Origin of the sequence: Psychrobacillus sp. OK028 (assembly GCF_900103605.1) — a bacterium.
Classification (GTDB): Bacteria; Bacillota; Bacilli; order Bacillales_A; family Planococcaceae; genus Psychrobacillus.
This window is the reverse complement of the sequence record NZ_FNHY01000006.1, coordinates 1-18,350: the sequence shown is the minus strand read 5'-3', so window position 1 is coordinate 18,350 and position 18,350 is coordinate 1. Positions and strand designations below refer to the sequence as shown.

The 18,350-nt window shown below is 34.3% G+C and carries 19 protein-coding genes; 17 read left to right on the top strand and 2 right to left on the bottom strand.

Annotated elements, in window-relative coordinates; translation table 11 throughout:
* Positions 1-431: 431 nt before the first annotated feature.
* On the top strand, positions 432-986 hold the full coding sequence (locus tag BLR36_RS11195; RefSeq protein ID WP_093061834.1) for a uridine kinase family protein: 555 nt from the start codon (positions 432-434) through the stop codon (positions 984-986).
* A 143-nt stretch (positions 987-1,129) separates the two neighbouring features.
* Positions 1,130-1,879 (top strand): hypothetical protein, encoded by a 750-nt coding sequence (locus tag BLR36_RS11190; protein ID WP_254771390.1) that lies wholly within the window; start codon positions 1,130-1,132, stop codon positions 1,877-1,879.
* A gap of 229 nt (positions 1,880-2,108) precedes the next feature.
* Here BLR36_RS11190 and BLR36_RS11185 read toward each other — a convergent pair whose 3' ends face one another.
* The gene (locus BLR36_RS11185; RefSeq protein WP_175454053.1) at positions 2,109-3,242 is read right to left on the bottom strand and encodes a restriction endonuclease; all 1,134 of its coding nucleotides are present in this window, start codon (positions 3,240-3,242) and stop codon (positions 2,109-2,111) included.
* Between the two features lie 257 nt (positions 3,243-3,499).
* Between BLR36_RS11185 and BLR36_RS11180 the strand changes: the two genes are divergently transcribed.
* Complete coding sequence (locus tag BLR36_RS11180; protein ID WP_175454052.1) at positions 3,500-3,877, top strand: helix-turn-helix domain-containing protein; 378 nt, start codon at positions 3,500-3,502, stop codon at positions 3,875-3,877.
* A 330-nt stretch (positions 3,878-4,207) separates the two neighbouring features.
* On the opposite strand, the gene BLR36_RS11175 is transcribed toward BLR36_RS11180, so the two are convergent.
* Positions 4,208-5,299 (bottom strand): CotH kinase family protein, encoded by a 1,092-nt coding sequence (locus tag BLR36_RS11175; RefSeq protein WP_093061831.1) that lies wholly within the window; start codon positions 5,297-5,299, stop codon positions 4,208-4,210.
* Between the two features lie 209 nt (positions 5,300-5,508).
* On the opposite strand from BLR36_RS11175, the gene BLR36_RS19240 reads away from it, so the two are divergent.
* From BLR36_RS19240 to BLR36_RS11115, 14 genes are all read left to right on the top strand, one after another.
* Positions 5,509-5,850 carry a CotG/ExsB N-terminal domain-containing protein gene (locus BLR36_RS19240; protein WP_371326718.1) on the top strand — a complete coding sequence of 114 codons (342 nt, stop codon included), beginning with the start codon at positions 5,509-5,511 and terminating at the stop codon, positions 5,848-5,850.
* 1,061 nt (positions 5,851-6,911) lie between these two features.
* A complete protein-coding gene (locus tag BLR36_RS19045) occupies positions 6,912-7,163 on the top strand; it encodes a P-loop nucleotide/nucleoside kinase family protein (RefSeq protein ID WP_254771389.1) in 252 nt (83 codons plus the stop codon).
* A gap of 15 nt (positions 7,164-7,178) precedes the next feature.
* Positions 7,179-7,478: a hypothetical protein gene (locus BLR36_RS19040; protein ID WP_254771388.1), complete on the top strand. Its 300-nt coding sequence runs from the start codon at positions 7,179-7,181 to the stop codon at positions 7,476-7,478.
* Positions 7,479-7,607: 129 nt separating this feature from the next.
* Complete coding sequence (locus BLR36_RS11165) at positions 7,608-8,195, top strand: NUDIX hydrolase (protein ID WP_093061830.1); 588 nt, start codon at positions 7,608-7,610, stop codon at positions 8,193-8,195.
* Positions 8,196-8,364: 169 nt separating this feature from the next.
* Positions 8,365-9,219: an inositol monophosphatase family protein gene (locus tag BLR36_RS11160; RefSeq protein WP_254771387.1), complete on the top strand. Its 855-nt coding sequence runs from the start codon at positions 8,365-8,367 to the stop codon at positions 9,217-9,219.
* 190 nt (positions 9,220-9,409) lie between these two features.
* A complete protein-coding gene (locus BLR36_RS11155; RefSeq protein WP_093061829.1) occupies positions 9,410-9,784 on the top strand; it encodes a hypothetical protein in 375 nt (124 codons plus the stop codon).
* Between the two features lie 735 nt (positions 9,785-10,519).
* Entirely contained in the window at positions 10,520-11,833 is a 1,314-nt protein-coding gene (locus BLR36_RS11150; RefSeq protein ID WP_093061828.1) for a GntP family permease, read from the top strand.
* A gap of 92 nt (positions 11,834-11,925) precedes the next feature.
* Positions 11,926-12,681 carry an SDR family oxidoreductase gene (locus BLR36_RS11145; protein WP_254771386.1) on the top strand — a complete coding sequence of 252 codons (756 nt, stop codon included), beginning with the start codon at positions 11,926-11,928 and terminating at the stop codon, positions 12,679-12,681.
* Between the two features lie 167 nt (positions 12,682-12,848).
* Positions 12,849-13,760, top strand: coding sequence for a LysR family transcriptional regulator (locus tag BLR36_RS11140; protein WP_093062036.1), 912 nt, complete (start codon positions 12,849-12,851; stop codon positions 13,758-13,760).
* A gap of 443 nt (positions 13,761-14,203) precedes the next feature.
* Entirely contained in the window at positions 14,204-15,646 is a 1,443-nt protein-coding gene (locus BLR36_RS11135) for a GMC oxidoreductase (protein ID WP_254771401.1), read from the top strand.
* A 164-nt stretch (positions 15,647-15,810) separates the two neighbouring features.
* Positions 15,811-16,434: a sporulation-specific diadenylate cyclase CdaS gene (cdaS, locus tag BLR36_RS11130; RefSeq protein WP_093061825.1), complete on the top strand. Its 624-nt coding sequence runs from the start codon at positions 15,811-15,813 to the stop codon at positions 16,432-16,434.
* 134 nt (positions 16,435-16,568) lie between these two features.
* Positions 16,569-16,985, top strand: a complete 417-nt coding sequence (locus BLR36_RS11125; protein ID WP_093061824.1) for a MarR family winged helix-turn-helix transcriptional regulator — start codon at positions 16,569-16,571, stop codon at positions 16,983-16,985.
* A 70-nt stretch (positions 16,986-17,055) separates the two neighbouring features.
* On the top strand, positions 17,056-18,039 hold the full coding sequence (locus tag BLR36_RS11120) for a ring-cleaving dioxygenase (RefSeq protein ID WP_093061823.1): 984 nt from the start codon (positions 17,056-17,058) through the stop codon (positions 18,037-18,039).
* A gap of 18 nt (positions 18,040-18,057) precedes the next feature.
* A partial coding sequence (locus tag BLR36_RS11115; RefSeq protein WP_139185091.1) for an NADPH-dependent FMN reductase occupies positions 18,058-18,350 on the top strand: 293 nt, incomplete at its 3' end.

Here is an 18,350-nt window from a genome sequence, read left to right as displayed (position 1 = left end):
GTTAAAATTTGAAATAAAGTATTATAAAATATTTAAAATTACATCAAATAAACAAAAAATAAGCCTTAATCACAAACGATAAAAATGCAAGTAAAAATGACCACCAATTTGTATAACATTTTGTGGTCACTTTTTTATTGTATAAAGGGAATACTGCCAGAAATACTTGAAAACTGAACAGCAAATTGTAGGGAGATTGGTAAGGGTACAATTACTGGTGTACAATTGCATTTTTACTTACAATTTACATTCAAATTTTCTTACATAACGACAGGAATACACTGTTAAATAATACAATTTCAATAATTTTAAAAGGTATTTTCAATAGTTATGGTGAAATAAAAAGAAGATTGTGAAATTTTACACTTAAACTAACGCGGCAGGTTAGTTCAATAAGGACTGGGAAGAACTTAGCAGTAGAGGAGATTATAATGAGAAAAATAGACCGTAGTATTGTTATTGGAATATCAGGTGGTTCAGGTAGTGGAAAAACCACTTATTGCAGTAATTTGGCGAAGAATTTAGATGCATTAAAAGTTAAAACCTTATCTACTGATGATTACTTTAAAGAAGTAAAACCGAAAGTAAATGCTCCATACAATGGAAAACAATATGATGATTACGACCATCCTACTTCTGTGGATATTGATAAGCTAAATAGAGATATAAATCATTTAATATCATCTAAAACGTTTGATGTCGTTATTGTTGAAGGCTTAATGGTCTTGTATTTTGAAGAAATTCGAGAGAAACTTGATTTGAAGATATTTGTTGATTGTCCTTCAGATGAGAGATTAGTCAGGAGATTAAAACGAGATATTAACGAAGAAAGCTTTGATGAAATTTCTTCGGAATATCTTGATGTAGTAAGACATCGTTATAATGAGTTTGTTGAACCTACAAAATGGTATGCGGATATAATCATAAACGGTTCCAATACTAGTAAAAACTCAATAGATATTGTTCGGAAATGGTTAGTAAATTAACATTTTCTTATTGAGCTAACGGGTGCTTTACTTCAAGAAGGAGTAAAGTATTTTTCTTATTGAACTAATGTAAGGGGTTTAGTTAAATATGTAACATTGCTATAAATACATCGTCTAATTCATAAAAAACTGGAGAGTGTTCTATGAAAGCACGGCTGAAGATAATGTTATTTTTTTGTCTCCTTATTACTTTAAGTGGATGTAGTACAACTATGGATAACAAAGAAAGTGATAAAAATACAGAAAAATTAATTGACGAAGAACCTGAAAGTTTAGTCTCTGAAGAAAGCAGCAAAGATAGTGCTATTAACAATGAAATTACGCTCAGCACTGAACGGAATGTATTACAGGATTTCCCCGAATATGTAGCTAAAAATGAAGTGGGAGTATCTATTCAGGATTCTGAAACGGCTTATGAAATGTGTGTGAGAGTGCTGACTGACTATTATAAAGCGGTCTGGAACGGCTCGCATATTGAATTGGGTGCATTTATCGATAACGAAAACCTTAAACAGTATACGCAAAATAAGATTCAATACCAATTTGACTTGTATTTAACGCACAATCTTACTGATAATTATGTGAAGAGTGTTGATATTGGCACTTGGGAAGTGGAGTATACTGATGACGTAGATGGGGGTTTTCTCTATTTAAATTTACCTGCAGAAATTAAACAGACTGTAGGTAGTTATGGTGAACCCACTGAATTTCTCGTACGCAATGTAAATGGCAATTTAGTCATTGTTGATTGGTATACGGGTGCAAAAGATAGTTATGATTTCATGGTACGTGGAGAAAATCTAACAATTGACAACCCTAATATTTGGGATGATAGCGAATTTGTGAAGAAGTTAAATAGTAAACAAGGTGAATTTTTAGGTTCAATTCGATAGTTAGTTATTTACAGCTAACTCGGCAATCAAAGTTTGTTAATGAAAGCCCAATATGAGACTCGCTTCCAAAATTAATTTCTCTTATTCAACTAACGGGTGCTTTAGTTTAATAAGTAAAGGACTTGCGTGTATGAATGATTTTTATATATGCGAGTCCTTTTAATCTCTGAGTGCTGCTCTTGATTCATAAAAAGAAAAAGCACATCACGTTATTGTGATGTACTCTCCTTTACTCACCTTCAAAAAATGTGAAATCAACTTCTTTAATTAATACCTTACGCTTAATAGTAACACCAACATTGTAATCTAACATGTATCTTGCTAATTTGTTACCATCAATCAAGATAACTTTCTTATAAGGAAGAACTTTAACATAGTCATTCGCACCTTGAGAAAAACTAGATGTTGTAATAAAGACACCCTTACTAGCACTTCTCCCTTCTAAAGCACCTACAAATGCCATAATATCGGGTCTGCCAACGGTGTTTATCCAACGTTTAGCTTGAACATAAATATTATCCAAACCAAGTTTATCTTCTTTTATTATTCCATCAAGACCCTCATCATTTGTACTCTGAGTTACTTCTCCATCACCGTATCCCATTGCAGTTAAAAGTTCCACAACTATGCTTTCAAACCTTTTCCAATGAACTTTCTGAAGTTCTGTAAGGATCTTATCTATCAAATACTTATCAAGTTCTACTAATTGCTCGTTAATTATTTTTATCGGATCTACCACTTGTTCTAATTCTTCTAGTTCTTCTTGCATCTCAATTTCACTTTCATTAAGCAAATCTAAACCATCTTTAGTAATTCGGTAAGTATGTTTGCCTACTTCTTCTATATATCCTTTCTTCTGTAATGAAAATCTCGTTGCCCTCATACGACTTACAAATACTGTTTCTTTACTCTCGGGATACGAAAAGTTAACTTGTTCTTCTTTCAATTTAAAATGATTTGCAACTCCCTCATTCAGCTTAGTCGCAATATATAAATCCTCATCTGACATTACCAATAATATTGGAATGACTAAATCTTTAGAAGAAGGCATTGTCGTTAAAACTTTACTCTCGATTAATGTTAATCTATTCTTTTCAGAAATTATTCTTTTTATTTCATTATCAGAACTTGGAACTCCTTGTTCTTCAAAAATATGTTCAATTTCATTTAAACTTAAATGTGCGTCATTTAATTTCTTGACCTTCTTTAAAAACTCATATGCTTCTTCATTGTAGTATTTATAAATACCTGTTTCTTCAAAAGGTAAATATCTTTGGAATTTTTTAATCCATTGTCTCCCTTTTGATTCAGTCCAACCAAATCTTTTAGAAAGTTCTGTTTGACTGATGGTTTTATTCGTCATAGATACACCCCACATTAGCTTTTATTTAATTCTATTGTAAATTATGGATATACGCCACTCAATTGTGATGGTGCAATAGGAATGATAAATCACATGACTGTTATGCAAATACCAATCTCCTATAACGAAATAACACGACACGCCTTTTTTAAACATGTTACACTATACCAAAAACTGTTTATTCAGTTGTTCAATTAACGCGGCAGGTTAGTTAAATTTTTCGCGCGTCTATTCGGTCGATAAGGATGGGATGAATTTTGGATAGTGCTAGTGTAGGAGAGAAAATAAAGAAATTAAGAAAATCCCAAAAAATAACACAAGCAGAGATGGGAAAAGCACTAAATTTAGCTAATACCACTATTGCATCTTGGGAAAGTGGTAGTAAAAGCTTAACAGCAGAAAAGCTTTATGAAGTAGCGACAATTTTCAATGTACCAGTCAGTTATTTTTTTGATGATGAAAGTACATATCAGAGTGAACAAATGCATCCTACATTTAGTTATTTAACCGTTGAGCAATCAGTGTTTTTTACGGATTTAATGACAAAAACACTTGAAATGGATATAGAAAAACGTGAAAAGTTTATTGATAGCATCAAGTTTGCAATAGAATTTTTCAATCGTAATAACGACTAATAAAGAATATTGATTTTTTAAAAGTTATTGTTTAATGCTTATTCAACTAAAGGTTGCTTTACTTCAAGAAGGGGTAAAGCATTTTTTCTTATTGAACTAACGGGCAGGTTAGTTGAAGAAAGTAAGCTAAAATGACTTCACTATTACACGGGACAATCTCCGAGTAACTCGCTTAGCTGATGAACAGAAACTAAAATAAAAAGACCACATAAGAAGAACATCACTTAAATGATTTTACTATATTTAAAGTACAAATAATTGTGTGCTAATTCAAGCGACAACAACCCACTTACCACATGGAAAGAGGGTTTTGTAAGATTATGCAACAACTTAATCTAATGAATCTAATTTCCCTCTTATATATTTCGACCGTGCTTCAATAAAATCCAATATATATTCTGGTTCCTTATCAAATAAATGGATATCGTCTTTTTTATATGGATCTTTTTGAATATAAGGCCTTATTAAATCATGCATACCTTGAATTTTCGGTTTCAAATAGTCTACATTAAATTGGTTGTTTAAAATAACTTCTAGCAAGTTTTTGTATTGACGTCGAAATGTTTTTACGTCGAGAATTCTTGCGGTAAGCGTATTAAATCCTTCGATTCGTAAATAGTCTTCTTCCATCACTTTCCCGTTTACATCCCTTCCCCATGTTGCATCGTAATCCCACGGGATGATTTCGAATAGTCTAGTTTCGCTATTTTGATATAATGCGTAATTATGAACAAAACCATCAAAATTTTGGGTGAAAACAATGCCAGCCAACCAGCGGAGATACTGATCAACATGGATGTATTTCACAATTTCATTTTCAAATTCAGCTTTTGAAAGGGTATTAATCTCAATAATCATTTTTTGTAAATGAAATTCATCTTGTTCTGTCCCATACTTTAGTTCATAGCCAACCTTAAGAGATTTCTTTACTTGTTTATCAAGGTCACTCATCAACGAAAAGTTTGCATCGCCATCAACCGCATAGAATATTGGTCCTTGCGGTAGTTGTCGATTCTTAAGGAAATGCTCATCCACTGATTCTAATTCCAAATATAGCCCCTCATTTCTCCCATTCAATTTCATATTTACAAATTGGGAATTTGGCGATAAGCACCCTATTTCATTGAAAAAATCGAGCGATAGTTTATTTCTTAATAGAGAAGGATCTTTATATTCTGCATTGATATGAATTTCTTTGGTATTTCTATACGTACTTGGCTTACTAAACGAAATGTGATACGACTTCTTTCGAAAATCCCGGATATGGGAGCCACGATAGGCGATATCAATATCATACTTTCTTTTGTTGATCGTTAGTTTGGCAGAGATAGGATCGTCACACCATATATCTTTCCGAAGTTCACTTAAATCTAAAGGATGAATAAAAAGCTGATATTCAGGTATTATTATGCCGTTATCCACGCGAATTCTTTCCTTTCATTATTAAATTATTCATATAAAACAAAATTGTAAGATTCCATAAAAAAAATAGAGTTAATATTTTACTTTCAAAAACTATGCAATTGTCTCTAACATCTTTAGTACAACCTCATATACTACGATAGGGAAAGAATAGTGCTGAGGCATGGGTTTGAGTCTTTAAAGGAATTTACCTTCTTTCTCTAATAAAGATGAAAGGAGGTTTGAATATGTCACTTATACAGAATGCAGTAGAAATGGCTAACAACTCAGGGTTAGGTCACTTCATGCATCAAGATCCTATTAGTAACGAACGATGCACGAGCAAGAGACGTCGTACTTCGAGAAAACAACAATGCACGAGCAGGGTACGTCGAACTTCACGAAACGAACGCCGCACGAGCAACCAACGCCGAACTTCACGAAACCAACGCCGCACGAGCAACCAACGCCGAACTTCACGAAACCAACGCCGCACGAGCAACCAACGTAGGACTTCGCGAAACCAACGCCGCTCGAATAGGAACTCCTTTTGGAATGACTTGTTATTTTAAAAAACTTCGAGACGATTTCCGCTATTTGAAGAGTCTGTCACTTTAATTTCTTCAATGGACTATTGAGTGGAACCGTAAAGTTAACTAGTTCTTACTAGTTAACTTTTTTTTGTGTTATTCCTATCGAAGTCCAAGGTTGAAAGAAAAGTGAAAGGTCAGCTGGGGGGGTCCGTCTGATCTTTCCTTTTATGTATATTCTTCTGGATGAATTGTTATCGTTGTGTATTACATAGCATCTATCAGAATTGTTTAAATCAATGTAGCCTATTCACTTATCTCGTTCAAACCAGAATTATAAAAAAGGTTCCTTGAACGGCGTGAACCGTCACCGGATCCTGCTATTCTTTTTTATCTAGAAAAATCGGGAAACATTTGATGTCCAACTTTAAAATGCATTGGATTTACCTCCCTTTAGGGTATAGTAAAGGATATGTTTAATTAATAAAGAGGCTTAGACTAAGACCCATATTTGAGATCTTTGCATAGAACGATTTTAGATTGTTTTGCAAATCGCCACCTATACAAACAACTACTCTCCAATTGGTATCTAGAAACAATTATCATTACATTTCTGTTGTTATGTAAACTAAAAATGTATGCGAGTTCGATAGTAGTTGAAAATTCTTCCTGAACTAAGGGGTAGCATTCCTGTAATAAATAAAACCAAAGAAGATATGCATATAGAAGAAATAAATCTTAAGATTGTGAATTATTACACTTAAACTAACGGGTGCTTTAGAAGAACAGAACTGTCCAAGTATTCCATGTTTATAACTATATAAAGAGAGGTCACAATATGAGAAAAATAGTAATTGGTATTCTGATAGTCTGTTTATACTGTTTTCCTTTTGTTTATTTTTCAATGCACCAGGATTTTGTTAACCGTTCAATGCTTGGCTATTTATTCTTTGAAGTTAGCTAATGTATACAAAAAGGGGAACAAGTAAATTAGTCAACTGATTAACGGGTGCTTTACTTTAAGAAGGAGTAAAGCCTTTTTTCTTGTTGAACTAAAGCCGCAGTTTAGTGTAATTAACAAATAAATCAGATAGGAGTAAAATATGGTTATTTTAATAAGCGCTGTAAGTGGTACTGGAAAAACATTGATGGCTCAAAAGTTACTAGAAAAATATCATATTTCTTATCTCTCTATAGACCATTTAAAAATGGGCTTGTACAGAGGAGATAAGAATTGTGGATTTACACCACTAGATAGTACCGAATTCATTGGAGATAAGCTCTGGCCAATATTAAAAGGGATTATTATGACAAATATCGAGAATGAACAACATATCATTATTGAAGGATGCTAGATATTTCCTCACTATATGAAGGGCTTTGACATCAATTACTCAGAAAAAATCATTCCAGTATTCTTAGGTTTTTCGACGAATTATATTCAAGAAAACTTCGAAACAAAAATAGTGAAACATAGGAATGCTGTTGAACTCCGTAATTGGCCCGAAGAAAGAACGATAAAAGAACTAATCAAGGAACATAAAGAATTTAAAACAAAATGTTTACAAGTAGGTGTTAGGTATTTTGAAATTGAAAACGACTATGACAAAGAAATATTGAATGTTTATGATTATATAGAGGCTGAAAAACGGAGAATTGAATCTTTATAAATTGGGATTCTCAATTATAGTTATTGAAGTAACGGGGTGCTTTACTTTAAGAAGGAGTAAAGCTTTTTTCTTATTGAACTAAAGGGGTATGTTAGTTGAAGAATAAAATGGTGAACAAGGAGGTTGACTATGTTAATTCCTAAAAATGTACGAACTTCTGGTGCTTATGTTTTATATAAAGGATTATTTGTATTTCAAGTTGGTCCAACAAAAGAAGGAGACAAACTTGGAGTGGTTAGATTGGGAGGGCATAGAGAGGGTAATGAAACAGCGTTGGATACAGCTAAACGTGAAGTTTTTGAAGAAGCTCAAGTAGAAATTACTACCTTTAATCCAAACACAACATTTTACCTCAGTGAGTGGAACGAAGAACCTACTAAAGTTTATATAAATGAACCTGTTGTACCTATTCTAATTAAGGGCAATGAGGAATCTTCTTATACAATAATGTATCTATCTAATACATTAACTCTGCCAGTTCCATCTTCCGAATCAAAAGGTTTATTATTGCTTTCTCCAGAGAATGTACAACTTATCTGCCAAAAGAAAATATCTTTAAGTGATTATCAAAAGCTGGATGGAGTTTCTATACTAAAAACAGAAATAGATATGAATTTAATCTTACAGCCATTTCCTCAATTATTATTTCTTTCACGATTACTAAATGAAGAAACCAAGCTAATGGAACGCTTTGTTAATACATCCTTATTCAACTAACGGGTGCTTTAGCAAAAACTCATGGGGCTGCCGTAGGTAACTCTTTTTCTTAGTGAACTAACGAAGCAGTTTAGTTCAATAAGAAAAAGGTTATTTACCACTCCTGTCGAATTAGTCAATAGTGGAAAGAACCTCTGTTGACTATAAAACTGGGTAAAGGGTGTAATTAATGAATGTAGAATGTACAAAGCAGGCACATATGGAGGATATTTTAAATAAAGCTAGGATCGTAGCGAGTAAGGTAGTAGTTGATGCTGGGAATATTGCAAAAGAACGTTTCGATAACTTTACTAGTTTGGATGAGAAAGATGATTATGGGGATTTAATTACTGAAGTTGATCATTTAGCAGAAGATTTAATATTGGACGTATTAACTAGTGCATTTCCAAATCATAAGATACATAGTGAAGAAGCAGGGGATAATGGATTACAGAGTGAATGGTTATGGCAAGTGGATCCCTTAGATGGTACTAATAATTTTGCAATTGGATTTCCGGTTTTTTCCTCGTCTATAACACTTTTATATAAACACGAGCCAATTCTAGGAGTTATATATGAACCTATGGTAGATAGGTTATTTATATCTAGTTTAAACGGTGGTTCATTCTGTAATGATGTAGAATTGAGAATTAAAAAGAGAGATAATCCTAAAAAATTTACTATTGCTTGGATACAGGGTCATAGAGTTCAGAATGAAGAAAAGGCTGTAAAATTACGACAGTATATCGATGTGAATTGTAAAAGGATGATGAGGCTCTGGGCTCCGACCCTGCAATGGTGTATGCTTGCAAAAGGTGATATAGACGGAATTATCCTTTATAACTCTGAAGGCGATGACTTGTATTCTGGAATACTTATGGTAAAGGAAGCTGGAGGAATTGTAATTGACTTTCAAGGAAATGACTTTACAGGTATGAACAATGAACCTTACCTAATTGCTTGCCATCCAGATAATAAAGATTATTTCGTAAATATGGTAAGTGAAGGATTAAGTCAGGCTAGAGCATTAATTCATACTGTCTAAAAAATGGATAATAAATTCAAGAGTAAAAGAGCTAAGTTTAATTTAATTATAGGCAAAAAGCTGGTTTAATTAAGATTGTGAAACGATGTACTTAAACTAACAGGTGCTTTACTTCAAGAAGGAGTAAAGCCTTTTTTTCTTATTGAACTAACTGGGCAGATTTAACAATAATGGTTGGGTGGGATGGATTATGAGTTTATATAGTAAAGCATACGCATATGTTTTAAAGAAAAATTTTATGCTGTTGATTATTGCAATAACCTTATTAATCTTGACATTTGGATATTGGATTGGGATACCTTATTTCGTGGCAGGAAATATGCTTTTTGAGTTAAATGCACCTGTTTTAATTCAAAGTTTTTGTATATCAATATCTGCTGGTTTATTCTTTTCCTTATTTTTCATTCCAATCAATCTTAAAGTTGAAAAAATGGTTGGAGAAAAGAAACAGCAAAGTACATCACAATCATTCACTCGTTTACAAGTAGCTTTTGTTCTTATAAGTGCAATCATTTTTTATATAATCTTTAGCCTTATTTTTTGGACACAAGGGGTCTCTCTTTAAGCATTTGGAAGTCTTCTTTTTTTAGGTAAATAGCCTTTTGCTCAAGGTAATGGAATAAAGAGATCATACCTCCGATAATTAAATATGCGAGAGAAAAAGACCGTTGCTTATATAGTTAAACGGTTTTTTACTGAAAAATACAGAAATATTAACATTTTAGGAAGGGGTTAATTGGGGTTAAATTGGGGCTAAAATCAAAATAAAACGTTAATAAACGATATAAAAACACCTTATAAAACACCGTTAAAACAGTGAGTATTACAGGGTTTAAGGCATTTTCCACCACATTTGAGGAGTGGTGGTTTAAAACTTTCTAATGAATGTACGGCAAACGCGGCTTACTTAAAAAGATTATTATAGCAACGTTTATAGAGCACTCTTGCCAGGAATGGCAAGGGTGTTTTTTTGTGCTTAGTTTTAATTACTAAATTAATTTTATAATATCCAGAAACTTTGTTTGACCAGAAGAAATGAATACCATAACTAATATTAAACACCAATTGTTAAGGTAGGTATAAAGGCTTAATTTGATTAAAGACTTATTTATCTAATAATTAAAGTGTCTTGTACACCAACGTTTTGATAGTGCTATAACATTTTAGTTATAGAAATAATAACCTTTCTACTATTTTTCACAAAAGATATATTGTGCAATAATGTGTCTTGTGTTTAGACATCAAATATCCACATTATTGATGAATTATTGTCACAAAGCAGGTAAAGGAGAAATTAAAAATGGGTACTATCGGTATAGTAATTGCGATTGCGTTAATCGTCATTCTAGCAATGAAGGGTTATAGCATCGTTTTCATAGCACCACTTGCAGCAATTGTTGTAATTGTGACAAATGGTATGGATTTCTTTCCTTCATTAATAGGAAATGAAAGTTCATTTATGACAGGTTTAGCAGGTTTTATTATTAATTATTTTGCAGTGTTTTTATTAGGGGCAATTTTAGCTCAATATATTGAAAAAAGTGGGGCAGCTCAATCTATTGCCCAAAAAGTATTATCGATCACAGGAACGCAAAAACCATTTTCTGTATTGGTTGCAGTTTTAGTAATTAGTGCAATTTTAACATACGGCGGAATTAGTTTGTTTGTCGTATTGTTTGTTGTTATTCCATTGGCGAAACCGTTATTTAAAGAGCTTAATATCGCATGGAACTTAATCGTTATCCCAGTATTTATAGGGATTGGTACATTTACAATGACTATGATGCCAGGAACACCATCTATCCAAAACGTTGTTCCAACGAAATATTTAGGAACCACACTAACCGCCGCACCATTAATGGGGTTTGTTGCAACACTAGTAGCAATTATCGTTGGTCTTGTATATATGCGATATGCTTTAAAAAAGAGTATTGCGGAAGGAAATACTTTTGCTCCTTATGCAGAGGAAAAAGAAGAGTCACTTGCTTTGAAAGAACAAATTCCTTCATTCTTTTTAAGTATCTTACCAATTCTACTATTAATCGTCATCATATTTATAGGAAGTGCGATGAAAGTAGATAATATCGTATTAATCGGCTTAGGTGCAGCAATTTTGGCAGCGGCAGTATTGTTTCATCGTTACATTCCTTCGCACAAAACAGCACTTAGTTTAGGTGCGAATGGGTCAATCACACCTATTTTCTTTACGTCAGCAGCTGTAGCTTTTGGTGTTGTAATTACAATGGCACCAGGGTTTAAGGTAATTTCAGATTTTATCTTAGGTATTCCTGGAAATCCATTAATTAGTTTAACGATTGCTTCGGCTGTACTTGGAGCAATTACGGGTTCAGCTTCAGGTGGTCTAGGAATTGCGATGGAAGCATTTGCACAGACATATTTGGATATGGGTGTGAATCCTGATGCGATGCACCGTATTTCTGCGATTGCATCCTCTGTATTGACTGGGTTACCACATTCTGGTGCGGTCTTGTCATTGTTCGCTTTGGCAGGATTAACTCATAAAAATTCATTTAAGTATGCATTTATAAGTATGACATTGCCAATCTTTATTGCTCTAATCGTAGCATTAATAATAGGAATTACATTCTATTAATAAAAATCATTGGGGGGAAAGTATAGAGTCTCTCCCCAGTGAACAAAAATAAATAAAGCAATCAAAATAAAAAAGTTGGAGGGTTTTTAATTATGAAAACAAATCGTACAGTATTAATAACTGGTGCTGCGCAAGGTATTGGTTATGCAATCGCACAAGAATTTATTGCAAATGGTGACTTCGTAGCAATCTTTGACTTAAATGAAGAGGCTGCTATCGCTTCTGCTGAAAAATTAGGAAACGCTAAAGGTTACAAAGTAAATGTAGCTGACGAAACTTCAGTTAAAACTGCTATCGACGCTGTAATCGCTGAGCGCGGTTCTGTAGATGTAGTTGTTAACAACGCTGGTTTACAATTTATCTGTAAAACAGAAGATTTCCCAGTAGAAAAATGGGATCTATTAAACGATGTTATCTTAAAAGGTACATTCTTAATGACAAAACACTCTTTAAAATCAATGCAAGCTCAAAACTACGGTCGTATCATCAACATCGTTTCTGCTCACGGTCGTATTCCAGATGCTTACAAATCAGCTTACTGTGCTGCTAAAGCAGGACAAACTGGTTTCTCTAAAGTGGTAGCTTTAGAAAATGCTACTAACGGTATTACTGTTAACTGTATCGAACCAGGTCCAGTACGCACTGAGTTAATCGAAAAACAAATTCCGATTTTAGCAGAAAAAGACGGTACTACTGAAGAAGAAGCAGTAGCTCATCACATCTTAGGTAAACAATGGATCAAACGTTTACTAGAACCATCTGAAATCGGTAAAACTGCGGTATTCTTAGCTTCTGAAGGTGCTGCTGCTATTACAGGTGAATCAATTCCTGTAACTGGTGGTATGTAATCTAATATGCATTTTTAGAATTGTCTCCTTTCGTAGGAGGCAATTTTTTTATCCAGTAACAGGTGGAGAATTATTGTTGAGTCCTTATCCTGTTATATTTCAAAAGAAATTGATTATAATGAAAGTGTTAAGAGTTATAGGTAAAGGAGCGACCTGATTTGAGTCAAATGAAAGACATGTCGGCCTTATATTTAGATACTATTCTGGAGTATGGGAATATTTCACATGCTGCGAAAGCGCTTTATATTTCACAACCTTATTTAAGTAAATATATTAAAAATATTGAGTCAGAACTTGGTGTTGAGCTTGTTAATCGTCATGTGACACCACTAACACTTACTTATGCTGGCGAACGATATCTTTCATATATGAAGGAAATAGAAGAGAAATATGTGAAAATGAAGCATGAGTTTGAAGCAATCTCAGATTTAAAAAAAGGAAGACTTACTATAGGGATTAATCCTACATTAGCATCGTATACATTGTATAAATTTCTACCAAAATTTATAAAAGCTTACCCAGGATTAGAAATAGAACTAGTTGAAGAAACCGCTTCAATTATGGAGTCCTTACTATTACAAAACAAAATTGATATTTGTTTAAATATGCTACCTATTACCAATCCTGAATTAGATTATGTAAAGCTATATGAAGAGAACCTGTATCTTTTGGTACCGAAAGGGCATCGACTACACGAGTTAAAGTATAAAGGACCTACGCATATCCCTTTTAGTCCGAAGTTTTTGCAGCATGAACGTTTTGTCTTACTAAAACCTGGACTTGGTTTACGTAGACTAGTAGATCGAGTTTTAGACCATTATAATATAGAGCCAGAAATAATTCTCGAAACAGAGAACGTTGAAAATGCATTTAGATTATCGAATAACGGTTTGGGTCTAACAATTATTCCAGGTTGTGTGGTAGAACGAGATAACATTATAACAGAGGCAAATTTATTTACTTTAGGGAATCCTACATTTAAAAATATAGTGGTTATTAGCTATATGAAAAATGCCACATTATCACCTGCAGCCATTGCTTTTTTACAGATGACGGTAGAAGAATATGCCAGATATTAAATCGGAAAATGATTAAGACAACTTACTTTAAAAGTCTTATATATTTTATCCCGCAGAAATTAGCACTACATAGGGTAATATCGGTCCTAGTGCATCTTGCATGCATTAAGACTTCCATTCAAGTTTGCCCAAGCAACAAGCGTAAGTAGGAGAGGAAGAAATCCCCTAATTGAAGTTTCACTTTATATAACACTCTTGCCAGGAATGGCGAGGGTGTTTTTTTAGATTTCTGACCTGAGTAAATAAACAGGGAAAGAATCAATTCAATTCATAAAAGCACCAATGGTAATTCTGTATGTGAATCTGTCTAGAATCCACTAGTAACGATTCAAAAAAGCTTTTTCGCTTTAATGGTGCTATACCTTTTCGTATTTGAACAAATCAAACAGGGGTGCATATCTTAAAGAGATAGTTAAGATAGAGGAGAGTGTACTACTACTTTGGTGAAATATAAAAATAATTGGATTCCAACGAAAACGCTTGAAGAGATGTCAGGGACAAATTACGATGTACTTATTGTAGGAAGTGGTCCAGGTGGAGGAGCAACCTTGCAAAGGCTCTGCGAACTGTGGAAAGGTCAAGGAGCAAAAAAAATAGGAATACTTGAAATGGGTGATAAATTGTTTCATTCCCATTCTTTAAACATTCCAACGCAGAATGTTAATACTGCAAGAGATCAGCTTCTTCCAGATAATTCAACAGTAGTAGGTGAACGTTTACCGCAATTCTCAGGTGCCAGAATGGTATATGCACTTGGTGGCAGATCATTGTTTTGGAATGCGGCGACTCCCAGACCAATTCGAGAAGAACTTAATAAATGGCCTATTCACCGTCAGGAATTAAATGTATATTATCGGATGGCTGAGAAATTATTGCATGTGACAACCGATTATGCGGAAGGATCATCTATGCAAAAGATTCTTTTAAGGAAGCTTCATGCAGGGGGCATTCTCGAAGCGAATGATATGCCAGTTGCTTTTGATATGACACCTTCTCGTCAAGGAGAAGTCCACTCAAATCCCTGGTTTAGTTCAATCAATGCCCTTGCAGCCGCCCTTTTTGATCATCCATATGATCTTGCGATAAACGCCAATGTGTCACGAGTATTTTTGGAAAATGGGAAAACAGCTGGCGTAGAAGTATTTTCTCCAGATAAAAAAGCGCATTTTATTCGAGCTAAAAATGTAGTGTTATCAGCGAGTACTCTAGAGACACCACGTATATTGCTTAATTCAGGAATTCAAGGTCCTGCAATTGGACGCTACTTAACTGGGCATGTGTCCATCATTGCAATTGGAACAATAGGCAGAAATCAGTTTTCCGATAAAAATGGAAATTTATCAATCTTGAAATTCGAAACAAAGGAATCTCCATATCAAATTCAAATCTTAGGTCCAGACCAGTATTTTTCTTACCAGCAATTTGAGGACAAAGAGCTAAAGGATACTTTGATAATCGCATTCGCTGCATTTGGAAGGGTTGAGCCTAGGGCTGAGAACAGAGTGTACATTGATCCAGCTGAAAAGGATGAGTTCGGTGTACCTTTACAACAAGTTCAATATTCATTAAGTGACAGAGACCTTCAAGTGGCTGAACAAGTTAAGCAAGGAATTATCGAATCGGCTGCCGCTATGGGAGTTACTTTAGATACTTCTACTCTAACTCTTCGTCCACCGGGAAGTGATATGCACGAGGCTTCCACTTGTAGAATGGGTGACGATCCAAATACTTCAGCTACAGATCGCCACGGTCAAATACATGGTGTGCAAGGTTTGTATGTAGCAGATAATAGTGTTCTTCCAACGTTAACAGCAGCCGGACCAGTTCTTTCTAATGTTGCTTTAGCTATAAGATTAGCAGATCATATTGTTCGCCAATCGAGTTAAATAAACTTATTTTAGCCCCGTTCTACTATTGGAATGGGGCTATATTTGTTTAAAATAACCGAGACCAACAGGTGGTCGTTCTATGTATGATTTTCTACATTTTGGGTCAAATTAAAGATACACAGCAAGCTGTCGTTATAATTTTGAAACGAGGTATCTAGATTATGTCTCAGAATGTTTTTGATTTATCACAACTAAAGTTGAAATTAACGGAAAGCTTAGAAAATATATCATTTGATATAAATAAAGGAATAAAAACTTTAAACAATGATAGTTATTGTGTTTTGGGGGAGCTTAAAGACCTCAAAGATAAGTTTGAAGAAGTAGAAACGATGGCTGCTACCTTTTATCTTAATAATTATTTGGCGCCTTATACCGATAAATACTTGGAAATATCTACTTGCATTCAGCATTTGTCTCACCAAAGACATGGAGCATTAATAGTTATTGAACGTAAGGATCAAGTGGACTTATTAATTCGAGCTGGTACGTCTATTGGTGCAACATTAACCCAATCGTTATTAGAGTCGATTTTCTATCCAGGAAATCCATTGCATGATGGAGCAGTATTAATAAGAGGGGATAAAATATATTCTGCAGCAAACGTACTCCCTTTATCTGGCATAGGGTCAGGGGGGAAAAAACTCGGTACTCGACACCGTGCGGCGATAGGACTCTCTGAAAGATGTGACGCGTTAGTACTTGTAGTTTCAGAAGAGACAGGGGTAATTTCTTTTGCAATAGAAGGAAGTCTCTTTCCCATGAGTGTGACAAGTTCGATGATTTGATGGGATAAATTTATTGATTATTGATATTTACAAAACTGTTGACAGCTATAATGCTTTCATGTTATATTTAGTTCGAATTAAAGATACTTTAATTAAAGATAAATTAATTATAAGTATTAAGAGGAGGGATATGATTGGATTTTGCCACAGAAAAATTGAATGCTGTTACCGATATCCTTCGTGCCTCCCAATCGATTCAAGAAATTATTAGAAAAGATGCAGCTAGATATGAATTGAATCCTACAGAGTTTGCTGTATTAGAATTACTCTTTCAAGTAGGAGATCAGCCGATTCAAGTAATTGGGAAAAAGGTACTTATTTCAAGTAGTAGTATCACTTATGTGGTAGATAAGCTTGAGCAAAAGAAGTATGTTATTCGTAAAGCATGTCCAGAAGATCGTCGAGTGACTTATGCTAGTCTGACGAGTCTTGGGAAGACACTTATGGAGCGGATTTATCCTCAACATGTGAAAATGATGGATGGAATATTTTGTCGGTTTACAGAAGCCGATTTGAACAAAATGGTTCAACTAATAAAAAAAATTGAATAGCAATATTTTTTTAAATGATTATCTCGAAATGAAGAATAATTAAATTAACATAAAATTAGGAGGAAACACAATGAATCACTTAAAAGGTATACATCACGTAACAGCAATTACAAGTAGCGCAGAAAAAAACTATGAGTTTTTCACATTTGTATTAGGGACGAGACTAGTTAAGAAAACTGTCAATCAGGATGATATTCAAACGTATCACTTATTCTTCGCAGATGATAAAGGATCGGCTGGTACAGATATGACGTTCTTCGATTTCCCAGGCATTCCTAAAGGAACACATGGAACGAATGAGATTTATAAAACAGCTTTCCGTGTACCGACAGATGCGGCATTAGATTACTGGGTGAAACGCTTCGAAAAGTATGAAGTAAAAAACACTGGTATTAAAGAAGTGTTTGGTAAGAAGACTATTTCATTTGTAGACTTTGATGATCAACAATATATGTTAGTTTCTGATGAGTTAAACGAGGGTATTGAATCGGGAACTCCTTGGCAAAATGGTCCAGTTCCATTGGAATTTGCGATTACAGGTTTAGGACCAATTCATATTCGAATCGCACAATTTGATTATTTTAAGGAAGTATTGGAAAAAGTAATGTTAATGCGTGAAATCGGACATGAAGGTTCCTTGCATCTATTTGAAGTTGGAAAAGGTGGAAATGGTGCACAAGTAATTGTAGAACATAACACGATTCTCCCAGCTGGCCGCCAAGGCTTCGGAACAGTACACCATGCAGCATTCCGAGTTGAAGACACGAAAGTATTGTATGAATGGATTGACCATATGCAAGCGTCTGGTTTCGGTACTTCTGGCTATGTAGACCGATTCTTCTTTGAATCTTTATACGCTCGTGTAGCACCTGGAATTCTATTTGAGTGGGCAACTGATGGCCCAGGATTTATGGGAGACGAGCCTTATGAAACAGTAGGAGAAATCTTATCGTTACCACCATTCCTTGAAGGAAAACGTGAACAAATTGAGGCATCCGTGCGACCAATCAACACAGTACGAAGCACGCTCAACATAGAAAAAGAGTACTTATAAGGAGGTGAAATTAAAAAAATGGGCTTTTTAAATAAATTATTTGGATCACAAGAACAACAACAAGAGGAGGAAAAAACAATGACAAAATCAAATATAGGTATTATTTTAGGTTCAACACGTGAGGGACGTGTAAGTCCACAAGTAGGGGCATGGGTAAAAGAATTAGCAGACAAACGTGGAGATGCAAACTATACAATTATCGATATCGCAGATTACAAATTACCACTTTTAGGTGAAGCAGGCGGAGACGCATCAGGTGCAGCAGCATGGTCTGAAATCATTTCTAAACAAGACGGATTCGTATTCATCGT